Here is a 17,251-nt window from a genome sequence, read left to right as displayed (position 1 = left end):
GAAAGGCGGACCATTTTATGAAACAGCAAAATGCTCATCCCTCCAAAAGAGTCGTTCCAACAAAAAAGGAATACGCTGGAAATTCTATTCATGAACAGAAACAAATGGAGCGAGGAAATCTTCACATCGCACAAAAAGAAATCGGACAGCAAAATGAAAACCTGTAAAAGAAGATAAAAAGTGATACCAATGTGTAGACGGTATCACTTTTTTAAACATGAATATACGATTCATATTACCATTCCTATGTTGATAATAAAGAAATTTCTGATATTATATAGTGAGAACTCTCACTATAACAGAAACGGGGAATAATGTATGAATTCTTTTCAACGATATATACAACAAGCCTTCCGCATTTACATATAGATTCTTTTCAACAAAATGAAAGCGGCTGGGATCATATAGCGATTATTATAAATAACGCTTTGCTTTTTCGCTTTCCTAGGGAAGCCACGATTGCAAAGAGAATTCCGCTAGAAAAAGAACTTTGTTCCCTCTTAGCTAAGTCTTTACATGATATTGAAATTCCTAATTATCACCTGTTCTATACAAATGAATCAGACACTATTCCAACTTGTAGTTACTATACGCTCATTTACGGAGAGCCCTTAACAGCTCAAATGATTGCTAACTTAACCATACAAGAGCGCGAACAAGTAATTACACAAATTGCTCAATTTCTTGCGACTTTACATACTATTTCACTAGAACATGCTACACAATTAGGATTTAAAATAGAAAAAACAATCACCTACTGGAAACAACTACAAATGAAATTAAATCGTTACCTTTCCCATACATTCATAAAATGCGAAAAAGAGGCCTTTGACAAATTGTTTCATCAATTTTTCACACTTTTCCATCGATACGACTTACAGTATACAATGATTCATGCCGATTTTACTCATCATCATATTTTATTCGATGAGAAGCGTAAAAAGGTTTCTGGAATTATTGATTTTGGCGATACACAAATTAGAGATCCTGCCTTTGATTTTGCTGGTTTATATCATGATTTTGGGAATGTATTTACCGAAGATGTTTATAAAAAATACTGTACCCTTATCCTTCATCATGATTCGTCCTTCATGCAACGCATTATTTCTTTTTATCAGCATAGTCCTTTACTTCATCAGCTCCTTTACAATTTGGAACGAAAAGATGAACACGCAATACATAATGGGTTGAAAAAATTACGAACCATGCTGCAGGGATTGAATTAGATTCTTTCCCTATATTCTTTTTCCTCATACGCCATTAACTTTTTATCTATTTCAACCATCACTTTGTGCATTTGAAATGCTTGTAAAATTTGCAGTCGAATCCAAAACGGCGCATTTTGTTCTTTTAACCATTGAAATACTTTTTTTTCATTTTCCACTAGTATCCCTCCTGTTATCAGGCAAAACTTTTATCAATTACAGTTCCTCCATTTTTTATTACTTATTCCCTTCCACTGCTAACTATATACTTATGTCTTTTTTTGTTGCTCACTTGATTCCTTTCCATTTATAGCGTAAAGGATGAAAAGCGTTTCATGTCAATCCTTACTATATATATTACTTTTTTATGTGAAAAATTTACCTCTAAGAAAAATAGTAAGGGCAGGAATAAAACTCTCCTGCCCTTACTATCTATGATTTTCCTTATTTAATACCAGGAAACAAAAACTGTAGTATATTCGGTGTATCTATAAAACGATAAACTGTGAAAAAGAAAAAACTACTATATAAAATCATAATGAATATTTTTTTCATGATAACTCAGCCACCTTATCCTTCTGCTTTTGGTAAATTCTCAAGATATTGATCTGATAAATATAGTAACTTTCTTGTCTGTTCGAATTGATTTTTTATCTCTGGAGTTAACGGAACTTGTTCTCCTTCTAAGCTCATTGCTTGTCCAGTTTCAAATTTTTCTTTTGGAATATAACTGTACTCCTGAGCAATAAATGTTCCATCTGGAAAAAAGAATCTCTGCGGAATCATATTTTTTCTATAATTCAGCAAATCTTGCCCAAATATAACTTGATCTCCTGTATCGATACCTAATAGATTTGTAATGGTAGGTAAAATATCTACCTCACTCCCTATTGTCTCAATTTGCTTTCCTTCTTCTAACCCAGGATAATGTATAATGAATGGAATGCGATATGGATCAATTTGCCCATTTTTCAGTTGAGATTTTGGCAAATATTTTTTTTCATGATTTGGTAGAGCATTTGTATCAATAATATGATGATCTCCATATAAGACAAATAAAGATTTATCCCATAATCCTTCACGTTTTAATTCCTCTATTAAGAAGCCCACTTCTTTATCTGCATAATGAACAGCCTGAATATAATCACCAAATTGTGTCCCTTCTAATTCTTTTGGTAATACTAGCGGTTTATGATTGCTTGGTATCTTGAACGGATGGTGACTACTTAATGCAATAATATGTGCATAGAATTTTTTATTCTGTTTATCTAATTCTTTTAAAATCGGTACTGTTTTTGTATACAATACTCTATCACTGGCTGCTATACCGATTACCTCTTTATTTCCAAAATATTGTTGGTCATAAAATTGATCAAATCCTAATGCTTTATATACTCGTTTTCGATTATAAAATTTTGCATGATTTGTATGAAACGTATTCGTCACGTAATGATTCTTCTTTAATAGTTTAGGAAGGCTTGGAACTTCACGATTTGCAAATCGATTTGAATTTAGCTCATGAATTCCTGGAAACGTTGATGTATTAACAGTCCACTCAGCGTCTATCGTATTTCCTCTTCCTGTTTGTTGAAAAAAGGTTGGAAATGACAGAGATTGATCACGTAACTGATCTAGATTCGGAGTGATTGATTTCCCATTTAGTTTTAAACCGATTACATTTTCTTGCACTGATTCGAGTTGAACCATAATTAAGTTTTTCCCCTTAGCAACGCCCTCATATTCAAGATGTTGTAAAGGTTGTATTTCTTTCACATCTCTTATAACAGAATTTGTTATTTTACCATTCGCTATATCATACAAATTATTTTGTGGGAAGATCTTACTCATTGGAAATGATACATTATACGAAAAAAAGCCCATTTTCTCTGATTTTTTTTTCTCATCTACTATATCTTCTTTATTTATGACATAGGTGAATGTAAATATTACAACTACAAAACTTAGAGCAATCACGCCCATCGCTTTTTTTGAAACTTTCATATCCTTTCGATTTTTGTTCATTTTCCCTGCCCTGTAAATCAAAAAAGGTATGATAATCATATCTCCTATGTAATATAAATCTTGCCATTTCCAAAGAGAAGAGATGCTTCCCTTTAATTCTACAGTTTGATTTGCTAATGCTAAGGAATGATACGTCGGCATCACACCATAAAACCTCTTATACAATACACAAATAATCAATAACACCCCGACTATTAAACTGAGTACGCTATATAAAGTTGGTCTTATTTTTTTCGTTATGAAAAATCTAATTAGAAAAAATACAAAGATAATATATAAACAGTCCATTATAAAACTATTAATATTAAATTGTTCATACAACTCAGTATATCCAATGAACATTTTACAAACTATTATAAAAAACATTAAGAAACTCAATTTTATTCCTCCACTTTTTCACTCTCTACACTGATTCTTCCATTTTTATCATATTTTCTCTATCCATTACTCGATTATGCGGAGTATGAACCCATACCTTTTCTTTTCTTTTTATAAATCCTAAAAAAATAATAGGTACCCATGAAAAACCAAAAATATAAACAATAGGTGTCCATATTATATTCGTTACCTTTTTCTCTTGTAATAAAGCTATAATAGGTAGTATATAAAAAGATACCGCTATCAAAAGCCAAATCCATGGATGTAATACATATAGCATGATGTAAGATGGAAGCAAATCATAGTATGTAACAAAAAATAAAATGATAGAATTTACTGAGAGCATTGTTCTTGTTGGCTGAACAAGATAAATGAACATATCTATTGCATTCATATTAAATGTTTGAGTAAAATTCTTCAAAAGTGGACCAGAATATCTAACCATGCAGTCCATGTGCCCTTGCATCCATCTAATCCTTTGACGAAACGACACCTTAAAATCCGTTGGTTTTTCATCATAAATTTTCGCATCATGTGCCCAGCCTACCGCTCTTCCTTTCGCCAATATATACTTCGCTGTAAACTCAAGATCTTCTGTTAAACTTTCGGTTCCCCAACCAATCTCTTTTAAAATATTCATTGTAAAGCACATACCTGTTCCTCCAAGTTGTGCTGATAGCCCTAATTTCCCCCTACTCAATTGATATAAACGATTAGTAGACCAATAAGCAATTGCATACGATTTTGAAATCCAGTTATCTTTTGGATTTTTCGAATCTAAATAGGCTTGAACAACTTCGTATTTTTCTTTTACCAACTTAGCATTTAATACTTGTAAAAAGTTTCTTGATACTACGTTATCTGCATCTAATATAACAACTGCATCATATACTTCTTGCTGCTCTTTTTCCAGTCGAAATAAATTTTGAAACATCCATTCTAGCCCATATCCCTTTCCTCGTTTCTGATTATCGTGCCTTTCCCAGGCCTTCACTTGATTCTCTCTCACAATTTGAGCTGTATTATCTGTGCAATTGTCACAAATTACATGGATATCATACTTTTCTTTCGGATAATCAATCTTCTTCAAATTTTTCACAATTTGTTCAATTACTTTTTCTTCATTATGTGCACATACCAATATAGCGAATCTAGTATGTGCAATATCATGATCCAACACATATGAATTCTTTTTCTTAACAAAACCTAATAAACTAACCACTACTTGATATAATGACAGCACACCTTGAAACTGTGTCAAGAAAATCAAAAAAGCTATCATCACATATAAAAGTACTCTGCCTATATAGCTCACAAACGATATATCATTAAAACTCATAAGTACTGTACAAATCGTACACAATACGAATAGAATCCAAAGCCTCTTCGCTTTATTGATATTCATTTTTTATTCCTTCTCCCATCTCTAACTTTTATAAACTGAGAAAAACACCTTTTTTTGTAAAACCTATATAAATTAATATTTTCATTAACAAATCATTCACATAACTTCCAAAAAAATCGTAAGTTGCGAATTACATATTGAAAATTCTCTTGTCCTATAAACCGTTATTTATCCTCTACTGTACCTTGTTCAATTTTAAATTTTGCTTCTTTATAATTTTGTATCTCTTTTCTAGATTTTTCATCCTTAAATTGAACAATAGAAACAGTATGTTCCCCTGTCTTCAATAATTCTCCTTCTAAGTTAACAAAAGTAGAAAACGCTTTCGTTACTTCTTCTTTTGTAATAAATTGCTTATCCACATATATATAAGCGGTTTCATTTTCATTTAACCCTTTTAACTCCAATTGAATTTGAGCTAAATTGAACTTGGGATCTACTTTTAAAATTGGGATTTGATTTTCTTCTTTTTTCTCACTATTCGTAATTAATTGCATACTAGCTTCCCCAGTTTCTTTTACTCCTTTAGGAAAAGTTATTTCCTTCCTTTCTCTATCTTCTTGTTTATTGATTTCCTGCTTAACCATATTCTCCTTACTACTTGAACATCCTGTGCTAAGTAATAAACAAGCTATTCCGATTCCAACTAGATATTTGTTCATTTCTTCTCTCTCCTTAACAAAATATCTTTATTACGTAACACTTATATGTGTGCGTCATCATTTCATTGTTAAAACTTTTAACGAATCCCCCTTATCCATTCTCTATTAATTTTATATTTAACACTATCATGATAGTGTTAAATATAAAAAAATTGAACAAATTAGTTAATTATTGTAAAATCATAAATATAGAATTTATGTGATTAAATCTCCCTCATGCACATCCATTAGGTTATATCGTTTCCTAAAAAAATTCAACCCTTTTTTTTACATATTTGGAAATAGATTAATGATTTATATTGATAAACATTTTATTTATAAAACCTTATTTTTATTAAAAAACTCATTTTAAATCCCTTTATATCAACATTTATTCATTATGACGTACTCTAAAAAAAGAAATGAAAGAATCTAAATTTTTTAAAAATAAGTTTGATTTTTTTTCCAAAATGTTATAAGGTAATTTGCGTGTTAATTTTGACACCAAACATACTAGAGGAGGATTTCTTATGAGAGAACCATACAAAAAAAGAAATGGTAGAAGAGTCATTACATCGCTATTATGTTTATCTGTATTAACAACACCTATCGTTTCAGAAGCTGCAACGGAACAAACTAACAATTCTAAGATTACTAGTAAGGAACAAATAGGTCATATGATCTTACAGGTGACCCCAAGTAATCCAACCCCTATGCCTGGTGAAACGATTACATATCGCTATAAGCTTACAAATGCCACAAATAAAGTCATTAAAGATGTGTGGATTGCAGATTGGAATGTGAATATGTTACAAGGCCGTTTCGATTTAGATAATGATAACGCTTTCGGACCAGGGGAAACCATTACAATGACGAAAAAATTCACTGTGCCAAATGATGTTACAGAGGGCCAAACGCTTCGCAGTTTAGCTACCGTGTATGGTGTGATTGACGGTGAAAAAATAACAACTCAAGCAAAAACATTGATTACAGTTGATGTAGTACAACCAGAAATTTCGCTAAAGGTTTCAACAAATAAAGAGGTTGTAACACCCGGCGAGACTATCATATACACTTATCATATAAAAAACACAGGCAATCGTAATTTGACTAACGTTTGGGGAGCAGACTGGCATCTTGGCATGTACCAAGAATATGCGGATATTGGTCCTGATAAAATTTTAATACCTGGAGAAGAAGTTACAGTTCAAAAAGAATTTACTGTACCAGAAGATGCGGAAGATCAGAAGCTTATTTATAGTGTTGCCTCCTATTATGGCTACTATGGAGATACCGTGGTGAAGCAAGATGCACGAATTGGTATTACAGTAAGCTACGAACTCATCAATAAAGCAACAAAAGGAGTAAATCGTTTATTCACTGATGAAGGTCATTCCACATTACATGCAAATATTACTCAGCGTGACATTGATGCTTCAGCGAAACTTGTATTAAGTTTACCTGAAGCAAAGCATAAACAACAATTACAGCAAGAATTGGAAAAAGCGCAAAATCTATTGAATCATCTCAATAACGCAACAAGTATCGTCCATGGACTTTTTGGCGATGAATCTCATTCTATTCTTCACAACGAAACATCAAAGAAAGAGATTGATGCAGCAAAAGAAAAAGTATCACAACTTCCTGATAACAGCAATAAAACAGAACTGTTAAACGAGATTAAAAAAGCGCAACAATTGCTCAAGGAACGGGAGGCAACACAATTAAAAAATGCGCAACAAGCGGTTAATGCTCTATTCAGCGATGATAAACACACTATATTAAATGACTCTCTTACTGAAAAAGAAATCAAAGAAGCTAAGCAAAAAGTGGAACTTGTATCAAATTTACCTGAAAAAGAAGTATTACAAAAAGAAATCGAACGAGCTGAACATCTATTAAATGTATTAAACGAGACTCGTAAAAACGTAGATTCTCTCTTTACTGATCGTTTCCATACAGCATTAAAAGAGACCATTACTCAAGTTGATATTGATAATGTCAAAATAAAAGTTGACCAACTTTCTGACAACAATGATAAGCAAACTTTAATAAAAGAAATTGAAAAAGCACAAAATTTATTCAATGCTACTCAAACTCTAAAATTACAAAATGCTCAAAAAGCAATTAACGATTTGTTCACGGCCAATGATCACAATACGTTAAAAGCTAATATTACACAAGCTGACATTGATGCCTCCAAAGCGAAAGTTGATCAACTTCCTGATACGGAAGATAAAACAAATCTATTAGATGAGATTAAAAAGGCACAACGACTCTTTTCTGAATTGCAAAAAGCACAAGAACTACTAGAGTCGCTATTTACAAATGGTATCGGAACTCCTGTCAAACAAGGCATTACACAAACAGATATTGATAAAGTACGTACAGATTTAAAGAAACTTCCTGATAGCCCTGGACGTACAAAATTATTAAGTAGAGTTCCTAGCAACTTCTCTAACATTACGTGGTATGCAAAACCATTTGGTGATAAAAACGTCACTGACTCACAAAACATTACAGTTACCAAATTATACAAAAATACTCAACATGCTCCGTTTATAGACTTCAATTTTGATTATTCTTTAAAAGGAGCACAAGTTACTGTCTCAAACCGTGATGTTCTAGACCCTATCATCTATCCTGATTATGCTGAAGCGGGTAATCTAAATATGAAAATCATGAATCGAGGTACAACAAAGGTAACAATTAGCTCCGCTGATGGACTATATTTTAAAGAAATTACGGTCAAAGTGATATAAGTAATGATAATCTTTCATACTATATATCGTCTCTAAGGTATATAGTATGAAAGATTTATAACGAATAAAAAATCTAGTCAATATAACAACTGACTAGATTTTTTATTCGTCATCATATCAGTTTCTTTTTTTAAAACTATATTTCAAACTTACTCTTACCTAATATATAATGATGAATTTTTATTATATCATATTCTTTATACCTATCAAGATATAAAATAAAGAAATAGCATCCAAATGAATATTATTTTAATGAATTGTTGTCTCTACTGACTGGTTTCCTCGAACACATTCTCTTTGAAATACACAGTTTGCACATTTTGAATGGAATGAAGCCTTCATATAGTTCCTCGAGTCTATTATCATTTCCTTCATTATCTTTAAATACTCTATTCCTTCTATTATATCTTTATCTTTTGGAACATATTCATACCTAGTTCCTTCTATTAAATTAACAAATTCAATTGTCTCTGGCAATATACCAAAAGCCTTATAACAAAATACAGTTGTTAATTTCTGACAAAGAGCAAACATTTCTTCATTTCCATCCACAACATACTTTTTTATGACAAAAGATTGAGAAGACCATTCACCAATTTCAAAGGTTAAAGAAATATGGATACCTAGTTCTTCCATGTACATTTGAATTTTTTCATATAAAAATAAAGGTGGTGTTTTACTTTCATCTTTTTTCACAAACTGTAACAAATGATCTGTTAATTTTGCCAACACAATATAATATTCTATTTTAGAAGAAAACATAGAAGTTTTTACTTTATGCCAATGTTTCTCCAATAGCTCTAGCAACAAGATTTCTGTTTGTTTCTCCTTTGACGTCAAGTAATATTCATGAACAATTTGATTTACAATCATTTGAACGATTTGTTGCCATTCAAGTGAAGAAGATTCTCTCCTTTTTATATGACGAAAATAATATTTATGTGGACAACGCATAAATTCATATAAATGATAGTCTGTCATCATCTTAATTGAGATTTTCCTTTGCAACTGCTCTTCATCTCCCTCCCGCCATTAAGAAAGGTATTTTATAAAATCGATACCAAATTGAAGACACTTTTCTATATCCTCATCTTCTGGCGTTAACTCTACTTTTAGTCCCTCTAACACAACTTCAGCACCGCGTTCTTGTAATTTTTCTATTAAAATATCCACAGCTGCACCATATTTTGGATAAGCGGAGTCACAAGAACCAAATACAGCCGCTTTTTTTCCTGTTAAATGAATTTTATCCATTTCATCGTAGAAATCTAAAAAATCATCTGGCAGCTCACCATCGCCCCAAGTATATGCACCTAAAAGAATACCATCGTATTCTTCTAATATAGAAGCTTCTGGTGTAGTCATAATATCGATCACATCAATTTCATTTCCTGTTTCACGAATTGCTCCAGCAATGTGATCAGCCATTTCTTCTGTATTGCCACTCATACTTGCAAAAACCATTACCAACTTACTCAATTCAATCTCTCCTTCGTTCATGTACTACTTTTTCTATGTGATTCGTTTCCATTCCACATTTTTTATTAATCAAAAATGATAATCATTATCATTTTTATTTACACCATTAGGTTAATTGATAACGATTATCAAAGTCAATGACTATTTTCAAAAAAATAATGAAAAGGTACAAGCTTGTCCTCTAAAAGTTCATATACTATGAATGAGCATAGTTCTTTCTCAGCCCTCTCTAACGGAAAGAAATAAAAGCAACTGCGATTCTCGCAGTTGCCTTTTTTTATCCCGGCTATTTTAAAGCGGTAATAATTCGGTTGGTGAAGAACTTCCCCACTGATTAAAGGTTCACTTTATATCAACACTCGATTTCTAATAGTTTCATTGTCGCTTCTAAAAATAGCATCGCACCATACATAAGTGCCGACTCATCTACATCAAATTTCGGATGATGATGTGGATAACACGTCTTTTTTGTTTCATTCCCAGTCCCTAGTTTAAAGAAACAGCCTGGAGCTTTTCTTAAATAAGCAGAAAAATCTTCTCCTCCCATGGAAGGACCCAGTTGTATAATGCTGTCACTTCCCAATAGCACTCGAGCACTTTCTTCGACAACTTTTGTAACCTCTACATCGTTAATCACTGGATCATATCCATAGCGATATGTATATTCATATGTAGCGCCATGTGCTTCTGTAACACCTTTTACAATTTGGTTAATTTTTTCTTCTGCTTCTTTTCTAACATCTTGCTGAAAAGACCGTACCGTTCCCATTAAAAATGCTGTATTAGGAATAATATTATCCGCTGTTCCGCCATGAAATTGTGTAACAGAGACAACTCTTTGTTCAAAAACACCTGTATTTCTCGAAACAATATGTTGTAAATTCGTAATGATTTGCGCTCCTACTGCTATCGGATCAATTGTTTCTTCAGGTCTAGCCGCATGCCCCCCCCTTCCCTTCACTTCAATTGTAAATACATCTGGCGCTGCCATCATAGGCCCGTATACGATTCCAATTTTACCGGTTTCTAACCCAGACATGACATGCAGACCTATAATACAATCTACTCCCTCCATAACCCCAGCCTTTACCATTTCTTGAGCACCACCAGGATAAACCTCTTCTGCATGTTGAAAGAATAACCGAATCTCGCCAGCCCATTCTTCCTCCATTTTTGCAATCGCCTCTGCTGCTCCTAATAAAATAGCTGTATGTGCATCATGACCACATGCATGCATAACATCTGAAACGAATGATGTATACGGCTTTTCGTTCTCTTCTTGAATTGGTAACGCATCTATATCTGCTCGAATGGCGACAACTTTTCCGCGTTTCTTACCCTTTTTCTTTGCCATCACACTATATTTTGTTGGTCTTGTTACTTCAAAAGCGGAAAAGGAGCACAATATATCATAGATAAACTGAGAAGTTTGTTTTTCATGGAATGAAAGTTCAGGAAACTGATGAAGATGGCGACGCCACTTTATTATATTTTTCTCTGAGATAAGCTTTTGCCATTTTATCATTTTATCATTCATCCCTAATACCCTCCTTCTAATCGTTCGTCCTCTATTTCAATATATTTATTTTTAAAGGCAGTCTTTTAGGATTTCTACGTTTCACATGACAAATTCATTACAAATTTATGATGATTGTAATATAATTAGCAAGTTGGGGATTTTCTTTTTTAGTATTTAGTGCTACTATCAGAAAAGAGCCTTTCATCTTATTTTTACCTAAAATGTGGAATTTTGTTTTTTTCACAATTATGTAGGACATGCTACCTACATAGAGTTATCATTTTATAAGAGAGGGAAAGACATGGAAAGATTAAAAGAGATATGGTCTCGACCACTCACACAATGGGTTACAAAAACCTTTTATTACCTTGCAATTTTATTTGCATTACTTTGGTTGTATGGCTTTCATGATACAAACACAAGTACATTTATTTACAATGAATTTTAGGGTGGGAAGAACGTTATGAAGTTATTAGAACAAATCGAAAAGTGGGCAACAGAAACGCCTGATCAAACCGCTTTCGTTTGGCGAGATGCAAAGATTACGTACAAACAGTTAAAAGACGATTCTGATGCATTAGCACATTGGATTTCATCTGAATATCCAGATGATTCTTCACCAATTATGGTGTATGGCCATATGCAACCTGACATGATCATCAGCTTCTTAGGTTGTGTAAAAGCCGGACATGCTTATATTCCTGTTGATTTATCGATTCCAGCTGACCGTGTACTACGTATTGCGGAAAGTTCTGGTGCGAAACTTCTTTTATCAGCAGCAGAATTAACTGTAACTGACTTACCAGTTCGCACTGTATCTCAAAACAACTTAAAAGACATTTTCTTTACACATAAAGGGAAAATTCCAAATCCTGAACATGCAGTAAAAGACGATGAGAACTTCTATATTATTTACACATCAGGAAGCACAGGTAATCCAAAAGGTGTACAAATTACGCATAATTGTCTTGTTAGTTTTACAAAATGGGCGATTCAAGATTTCAACTTACAAACAGGACAAGTATTCTTAAATCAAGCACCTTTCTCATTTGACTTATCTGTGATGGATATTTACCCATCGTTAGTAACAGGTGGTACACTATGGGCAATCGATAAAGATATGATTGCGCGTCCAAAAGATTTATTTGCATCATTAAAACAATCGAACATTCAAGTATGGACTTCTACACCATCTTTTGCAGAAATGTGTTTAATGGAAACATCTTTCTCTGAAAGTATGCTACCAAATATGAAAACATTCTTATTCTGCGGGGAAGTATTACCAAATGAGGTTGCGAAAAAATTAATGGAACGTTTTCCAAAAGCAACAATTATGAATACGTATGGCCCTACAGAAGCTACTGTTGCTGTAACAAGTATTCCTGTTACGCAAGAAGTTATTGATACGTATCAATCCCTTCCAGTTGGCTATTGTAAATCAGACTGCCGTCTTCTTATTATGAAAGAAGATGGAACGATTGCATCAGATGGAGAAAAAGGTGAAATCGTAATTGTCGGCCCAAGCGTAAGCGTTGGTTATTTAGGAAGCCCTGAATTAACAGAAAAATCATTTACTATGATTGACGGCGAGCGCGCCTATAAAACAGGCGATGCTGGCTATATGGAAAACGGTCTTCTATTCTATAATGGTCGTCTTGATTTCCAAATTAAGCTTCATGGGTATCGAATGGAATTAGAAGAAATTGAGCATCATCTTCGTGCATGTTCTTACGTAGAAGGAGCAGTTATTGTTCCTATTAAAAAAGGTGAGAAATACGATTATTTATTAGCGGTTGTTGTTCCTGGGGAGCATTCGTTTGAAAAGGAATTCAAATTAACATCTGCAATTAAAAAAGAACTCAATGAGCGATTACCAAACTATATGATTCCACGTAAATTCATGTATCAATCTTCTATTCCAATGACACCAAATGGAAAGGTAGATCGCAAAAAATTATTGAGTGAGGTTACAGCATGACCGCATATGGATCATTTTATTTTTTCGTGATTGTAGGCATTTTATTAATACCTACGATTATTGCCGGATTAAAAGGTAAAATGTTGCGAAAATATAACGCTGTTTTAACACTTGTTATGCTTGCGATAATCTTCTCAGACAAACCAAAGCAAGCCATTATGTTAGCAGTATTTATTATTTGGCAATATGTCCTTATTCGAGGCTATTTACATTTGAGGAAACAAAATAATAACACGTTCATGTTTTGCATGGCTGTTATTTTGTCGATTTTGCCGCTTATTTTAGCCAAAATCGCACCGTTTGTACCGGAACTAAAGTTTGTTGTTTTCTTAGGTATGTCTTACGTAACATTCAGAGCAGTACAGATGGTCTTTGAAGTACGTGATGGCTTAATTAAAGAGCTTTCATTCTTTCATTTCTGGGAGTTCGTTTTATTCTTCCCTGCTATCTCTACGGGACCTATCGATCGGTACCGAAGATTCCAAAAAGATATTCAAAAACCACCTAGTAGTGAGGAATATCAACAACTACTCTATACAGGAATGAATCGTATTTTCCAAGGTTTTCTGTATAAATTTATTATTGCTTATTTAATAAATCAACATCTTATGGAAGCAGCATTTGCTAAACAAGATACTTTTCTTTCAAATGTAATTTACATGTATAGCTATAGCTTCTATTTATTCTTCGATTTTGCTGGCTATAGTGCATTCGTAATCGGTGTAAGTTATATGATGGGAATTAAAACGCCAGAAAACTTTAATAAGCCGTTCATTAGTCGTAACATTAAAGACTTTTGGAATCGCTGGCACATGAGTTTATCGTTCTGGTTCCGTGACTTTATCTATATGCGCTTTGTCTTTTTTGCAACGAAGAAAAAGTTATTGAAAAATCGGTATACGATTTCATATATTGGCGCATTTTTAAACTTTTTCATTATGGGGATATGGCACATTACTGGTGAGCATGTATATCAATACATTATTTACGGCCTTTATCATGCTGCTTTATTTATCCTGTTCGATATTTTCGAACGGAAAAACAAGAAGCATAAATTTTGGCCAAATAATAAATGGATGCATATCCTTGCGGTTGTAATTACATTCCATTTTGTATGTTTCGGTTTCCTAATCTTCTCTGGTCACCTAAACAGATACTTTTAATGCATCACTTCTTATTTCATTAAGAAGTTCGCATATATAATACATTTCGGATATAAAGGAGATTTTTTAAATGGCAGAATTTAAAGAGCAAGTATTAGATATTTTAGAAGAAGTATGTGAAAATGATATTGTGAAAGAGAATCTAGATATTCAATTATTTGAAGAAGGTATTCTTGATTCTTTCGCTGTCGTATCTTTATTAGTAGAATTCCAAGAGCGCTTAGGTATTGAAGTTTCTATTTCTGATTTCGACCGTGATGAGTGGGCAACACCAAATATGGTTATTAAGAAATTGGAAGAAATCCGATGAGCAAAGCAAAATTTGGACCGATGCTTCTAGCATTGGCCCTTTTTGCTGTATTCTTACTTATTCCAACACGCGTTCTACTTCCACTTGTCAGTGATAAGAAAGTAGAACGAGCTGCTACTTCTTTACAAGAAGAAAAAATTCAAAGTATGATTTTACAGCAAAAAATGTTAGAAGACCCGAAATACCTTCCGATGTATGGTTCATCGGAGTTTGCTCGAATGGATGCTTTTCATCCATCCAATTACTTTAAAGTAAAACCAGAAGGATTCACACCATTCCTTCTTGGCCGAGGTGGAACACAAAACCTTGTACATGTATTAAACTTTGCATCTACAATGGATCAATTAAAAGATAAAAAAATGGTCTTTGTTCTTTCACCTCAATGGTTTGTCCCACACGGTATTGACGAAACGCATTTTGCACCTAACTTTTCTAAGCAACAAGGCTATCATTTCATTTTCAACAATGATTTAAAACCGGAAATGAAAAAACAAATTGCAAAGCGTTTGCTGAACTTTGAAATTGTAAAGAAAGAAACATTGTTGAAAACTTCTTTAGAAGGTATTGTTTATGATGATACAGAGCATAAAATAAAAGCAATGGCTGTGAAACCTTTTGCTTATCTGTATCGCAATATTTTAGATCGTAAAGATTTATTTACGGCAATGTTTCATATTAAAACACCGAAAGAAAAGCTTGATCCAGCATTGAAACAAATGAACTGGGAAGAAGCGCGTAAATATGCGGATGAAGCTGGTAAAATGGAATCGCAATCGAATGAATACGGTATCGAAGATCATTATTTCAATAAAAAAATTAAAAAGAAATTAAAACAACGTCAAGGATACTTAAAACATGATGCGTATGATCAATCTCCAGAGTATGAAGATTTACAAACTGTACTTGACTTATTAAAGCAAACAGGTGCAAAACCACTCTTCATTTCTGTTCCTGTCAAAGGAACTTGGTACGATTACGCTGGATTCCCGAAAGAACGCCGCGAATTGTACTACAAAAAAGTTCATAAACAAATTGAGAAAGCTGGGTATCCAATTGCCGATTTCTCAAATCATGAGTATGATAAATACTTCTTAAAAGATCATATGCACTTAGGTTGGAAAGGCTGGGTTTACATCGACGAAGCTATCCAACAATTTTATAAAACAAACTAACGAAAAGACCGCTTGAATTACTCAAGTGGTCTTTTTCTATATACATTTTCTAATTGTTCAATGGCATTCTCTGCTTCTTTCATCACTCGCTCCACGACGCGCTGAGCTGATTCTACTCGTGCTAATGATGATGCTTGTCCTGCCCAAAGCGACATGTATTCTCCTTTATTTTGTTTCGCTGCTTCTTGGCGTATTTTAGAAGTTAATACGTTTTGCACTGGATACATCGGAAGCCTATCTTCTTTTCCTTCATGCTTTTCTATAAAAGTATTCCGTATACCTCTTGCATATCTTCCAGAAAATACTCTCGTAACAGTTGTACTCGTATCTGCACTTTGCAGTATGGCCTCTTTATATACATCATGTGCAATACTTTCTTCACTCGTTAAAAAGGCTGATCCCATTTGAACACCTTCTGCACCTAATGCCAATGCAGCAACAAACCCTTTCCCGTTCATTACACCACCAGCTGCAATAATCGGGATATGCGAGACTGCTGCTACTAACTGAGGTATTAACGCAAACGTACCAATCATAGCATCTTGTTCTTTACCGATAAATGTTCCTCTATGTCCTCCTGCCTCGCTACCTTGCCCAGTAATCATATCTACCCCTAGTTCAGCAAGTGCTTTTGCTTCCGCTACATGAGTAGCTGTTCCAATCACTTTTATTCCTCTTCTTTTCAAAACATTTATTTCTTCTTGTTCTAACGTTTGAAATGCAAAGCTAACAACCGGCACCTTTTCTTCTAATAGTACTTGTAATTGTTCTTTATAGCTTTGTGGAAGCTTGAATTCATCTTCCTCTATACCTAACTCTCTACTCATTCCACTAAGTAAGACTTTCGCCTCATTTACCTTCTCTTTTTCTATTTGTATCTCTTTCGTTACAAGTAAATTAACACCGAAAGGCTTATCAGTTAACTGCCTTATTTTATAAATCGCTTCACGAATTTTTTCTGGGCTCATATAGCCGGCTCCAAGCGTGCCTAATCCTCCGCTATTACTTACAGCTGCAACAAGTTCTGGTGTCGTAATCGCACCTGCCATACCTGCTTGAATGATAGGGTACTTAATTTGTAATATGTCTGTAACTCGACTTGTAAACATTATGCCTCCTCCTATTCCCCTTATACCTTCTTTATTTGACAAGTTTTCCCCTTCTTTTACAAGGATTGAATTTCATACGAAGCGAATATATTGAAAGAGAAGGAGGCT

At 33.5% G+C, this 17,251-nt stretch carries 15 protein-coding genes and 1 pseudogene; 8 read left to right on the top strand and 8 right to left on the bottom strand.

Annotated features, from left to right (window positions below; all coding sequences use genetic code 11):
• The first annotated feature begins 17 nt into the window (after positions 1–17).
• Together MR056_RS04190 and MR056_RS04185 are read left to right on the top strand one after the other, a co-directional pair.
• The gene (locus MR056_RS04190) at positions 18–167 is read left to right on the top strand and encodes a hypothetical protein (protein WP_011984182.1); all 150 of its coding nucleotides are present in this window, start codon (positions 18–20) and stop codon (positions 165–167) included.
• A 151-nt stretch (positions 168–318) separates the two neighbouring features.
• Positions 319–1,226: pseudogene (locus MR056_RS04185) on the top strand (aminoglycoside phosphotransferase family protein).
• On the opposite strand, the gene MR056_RS04180 reads toward MR056_RS04185, so the two are convergent.
• The 4 genes from MR056_RS04180 to MR056_RS04165 form a co-directional block, all read right to left on the bottom strand.
• On the bottom strand, positions 1,223–1,384 hold the full coding sequence (locus MR056_RS04180) for a hypothetical protein (protein ID WP_011984180.1): 162 nt from the start codon (positions 1,382–1,384) through the stop codon (positions 1,223–1,225). The pseudogene MR056_RS04185 and the gene MR056_RS04180 sit on opposite strands and share 4 nt — an antisense overlap.
• Positions 1,385–1,775: 391 nt before the next feature.
• Complete coding sequence (locus MR056_RS04175; protein ID WP_235436383.1) at positions 1,776–3,368, bottom strand: LTA synthase family protein; 1,593 nt, start codon at positions 3,366–3,368, stop codon at positions 1,776–1,778.
• Between the two features lie 262 nt (positions 3,369–3,630).
• The gene (locus tag MR056_RS04170; RefSeq protein ID WP_048722473.1) at positions 3,631–5,010 is read right to left on the bottom strand and encodes a glycosyltransferase family 2 protein; all 1,380 of its coding nucleotides are present in this window, start codon (positions 5,008–5,010) and stop codon (positions 3,631–3,633) included.
• A gap of 164 nt (positions 5,011–5,174) precedes the next feature.
• Positions 5,175–5,672 carry a hypothetical protein gene (locus MR056_RS04165; protein ID WP_210351519.1) on the bottom strand — a complete coding sequence of 166 codons (498 nt, stop codon included), beginning with the start codon at positions 5,670–5,672 and terminating at the stop codon, positions 5,175–5,177.
• A gap of 509 nt (positions 5,673–6,181) precedes the next feature.
• On the opposite strand from MR056_RS04165, the gene MR056_RS04160 reads away from it, so the two are divergent.
• Entirely contained in the window at positions 6,182–8,413 is a 2,232-nt protein-coding gene (locus tag MR056_RS04160) for a toxin Cry1Ac domain D-VI-related protein (RefSeq protein ID WP_210351517.1), read from the top strand.
• 249 nt (positions 8,414–8,662) lie between these two features.
• Here the strand turns inward: MR056_RS04160 and MR056_RS04155 are convergent, their stop codons facing one another.
• The 3 genes from MR056_RS04155 to MR056_RS04145 form a co-directional block, all read right to left on the bottom strand.
• The gene (locus tag MR056_RS04155; RefSeq protein ID WP_210351515.1) at positions 8,663–9,421 is read right to left on the bottom strand and encodes a hypothetical protein; all 759 of its coding nucleotides are present in this window, start codon (positions 9,419–9,421) and stop codon (positions 8,663–8,665) included.
• Between the two features lie 24 nt (positions 9,422–9,445).
• A complete protein-coding gene (locus tag MR056_RS04150; protein ID WP_011984174.1) occupies positions 9,446–9,892 on the bottom strand; it encodes a flavodoxin in 447 nt (148 codons plus the stop codon).
• A 352-nt stretch (positions 9,893–10,244) separates the two neighbouring features.
• The gene (locus MR056_RS04145; RefSeq protein ID WP_011984173.1) at positions 10,245–11,429 is read right to left on the bottom strand and encodes a M20 metallopeptidase family protein; all 1,185 of its coding nucleotides are present in this window, start codon (positions 11,427–11,429) and stop codon (positions 10,245–10,247) included.
• A gap of 283 nt (positions 11,430–11,712) precedes the next feature.
• Between MR056_RS04145 and MR056_RS04140 the strand changes: the two genes are divergently transcribed.
• The 5 genes from MR056_RS04140 to dltD all read left to right on the top strand — a co-directional run bounded on the left by MR056_RS04140 (position 11,713) and on the right by dltD (position 16,034).
• Positions 11,713–11,859 carry a teichoic acid D-Ala incorporation-associated protein DltX gene (locus tag MR056_RS04140; RefSeq protein ID WP_041809557.1) on the top strand — a complete coding sequence of 49 codons (147 nt, stop codon included), beginning with the start codon at positions 11,713–11,715 and terminating at the stop codon, positions 11,857–11,859.
• Positions 11,860–11,874: 15 nt separating this feature from the next.
• Complete coding sequence (dltA, locus tag MR056_RS04135) at positions 11,875–13,389, top strand: D-alanine--poly(phosphoribitol) ligase subunit DltA (RefSeq protein ID WP_011984171.1); 1,515 nt, start codon at positions 11,875–11,877, stop codon at positions 13,387–13,389.
• A complete protein-coding gene (gene dltB / locus MR056_RS04130) occupies positions 13,386–14,552 on the top strand; it encodes a D-alanyl-lipoteichoic acid biosynthesis protein DltB (protein ID WP_011984170.1) in 1,167 nt (388 codons plus the stop codon). Before dltA ends, dltB begins: the two co-directional genes overlap by 4 nt.
• Before the next feature lie 70 nt (positions 14,553–14,622).
• Complete coding sequence (gene dltC, locus MR056_RS04125; RefSeq protein ID WP_048722458.1) at positions 14,623–14,862, top strand: D-alanine--poly(phosphoribitol) ligase subunit DltC; 240 nt, start codon at positions 14,623–14,625, stop codon at positions 14,860–14,862.
• Complete coding sequence (gene dltD / locus MR056_RS04120) at positions 14,859–16,034, top strand: D-alanyl-lipoteichoic acid biosynthesis protein DltD (protein ID WP_048722455.1); 1,176 nt, start codon at positions 14,859–14,861, stop codon at positions 16,032–16,034. The genes dltC and dltD overlap by 4 nt, the downstream gene beginning before the upstream one ends.
• Positions 16,035–16,051: 17 nt before the next feature.
• Here dltD and MR056_RS04115 read toward each other — a convergent pair whose 3' ends face one another.
• On the bottom strand, positions 16,052–17,143 hold the full coding sequence (locus MR056_RS04115; RefSeq protein ID WP_048722452.1) for an NAD(P)H-dependent flavin oxidoreductase: 1,092 nt from the start codon (positions 17,141–17,143) through the stop codon (positions 16,052–16,054).
• Positions 17,144–17,251: the final 108 nt, after the last annotated feature.

The organism is Bacillus cereus group sp. BfR-BA-01360, assembly GCF_022663595.1.
Classification (GTDB): domain Bacteria; phylum Bacillota; class Bacilli; order Bacillales; family Bacillaceae_G; genus Bacillus_A; species Bacillus_A cytotoxicus.
The sequence above is the reverse complement of the archived record's forward strand: the minus strand, read 5'-3'. Positions and strand labels throughout refer to the sequence as shown.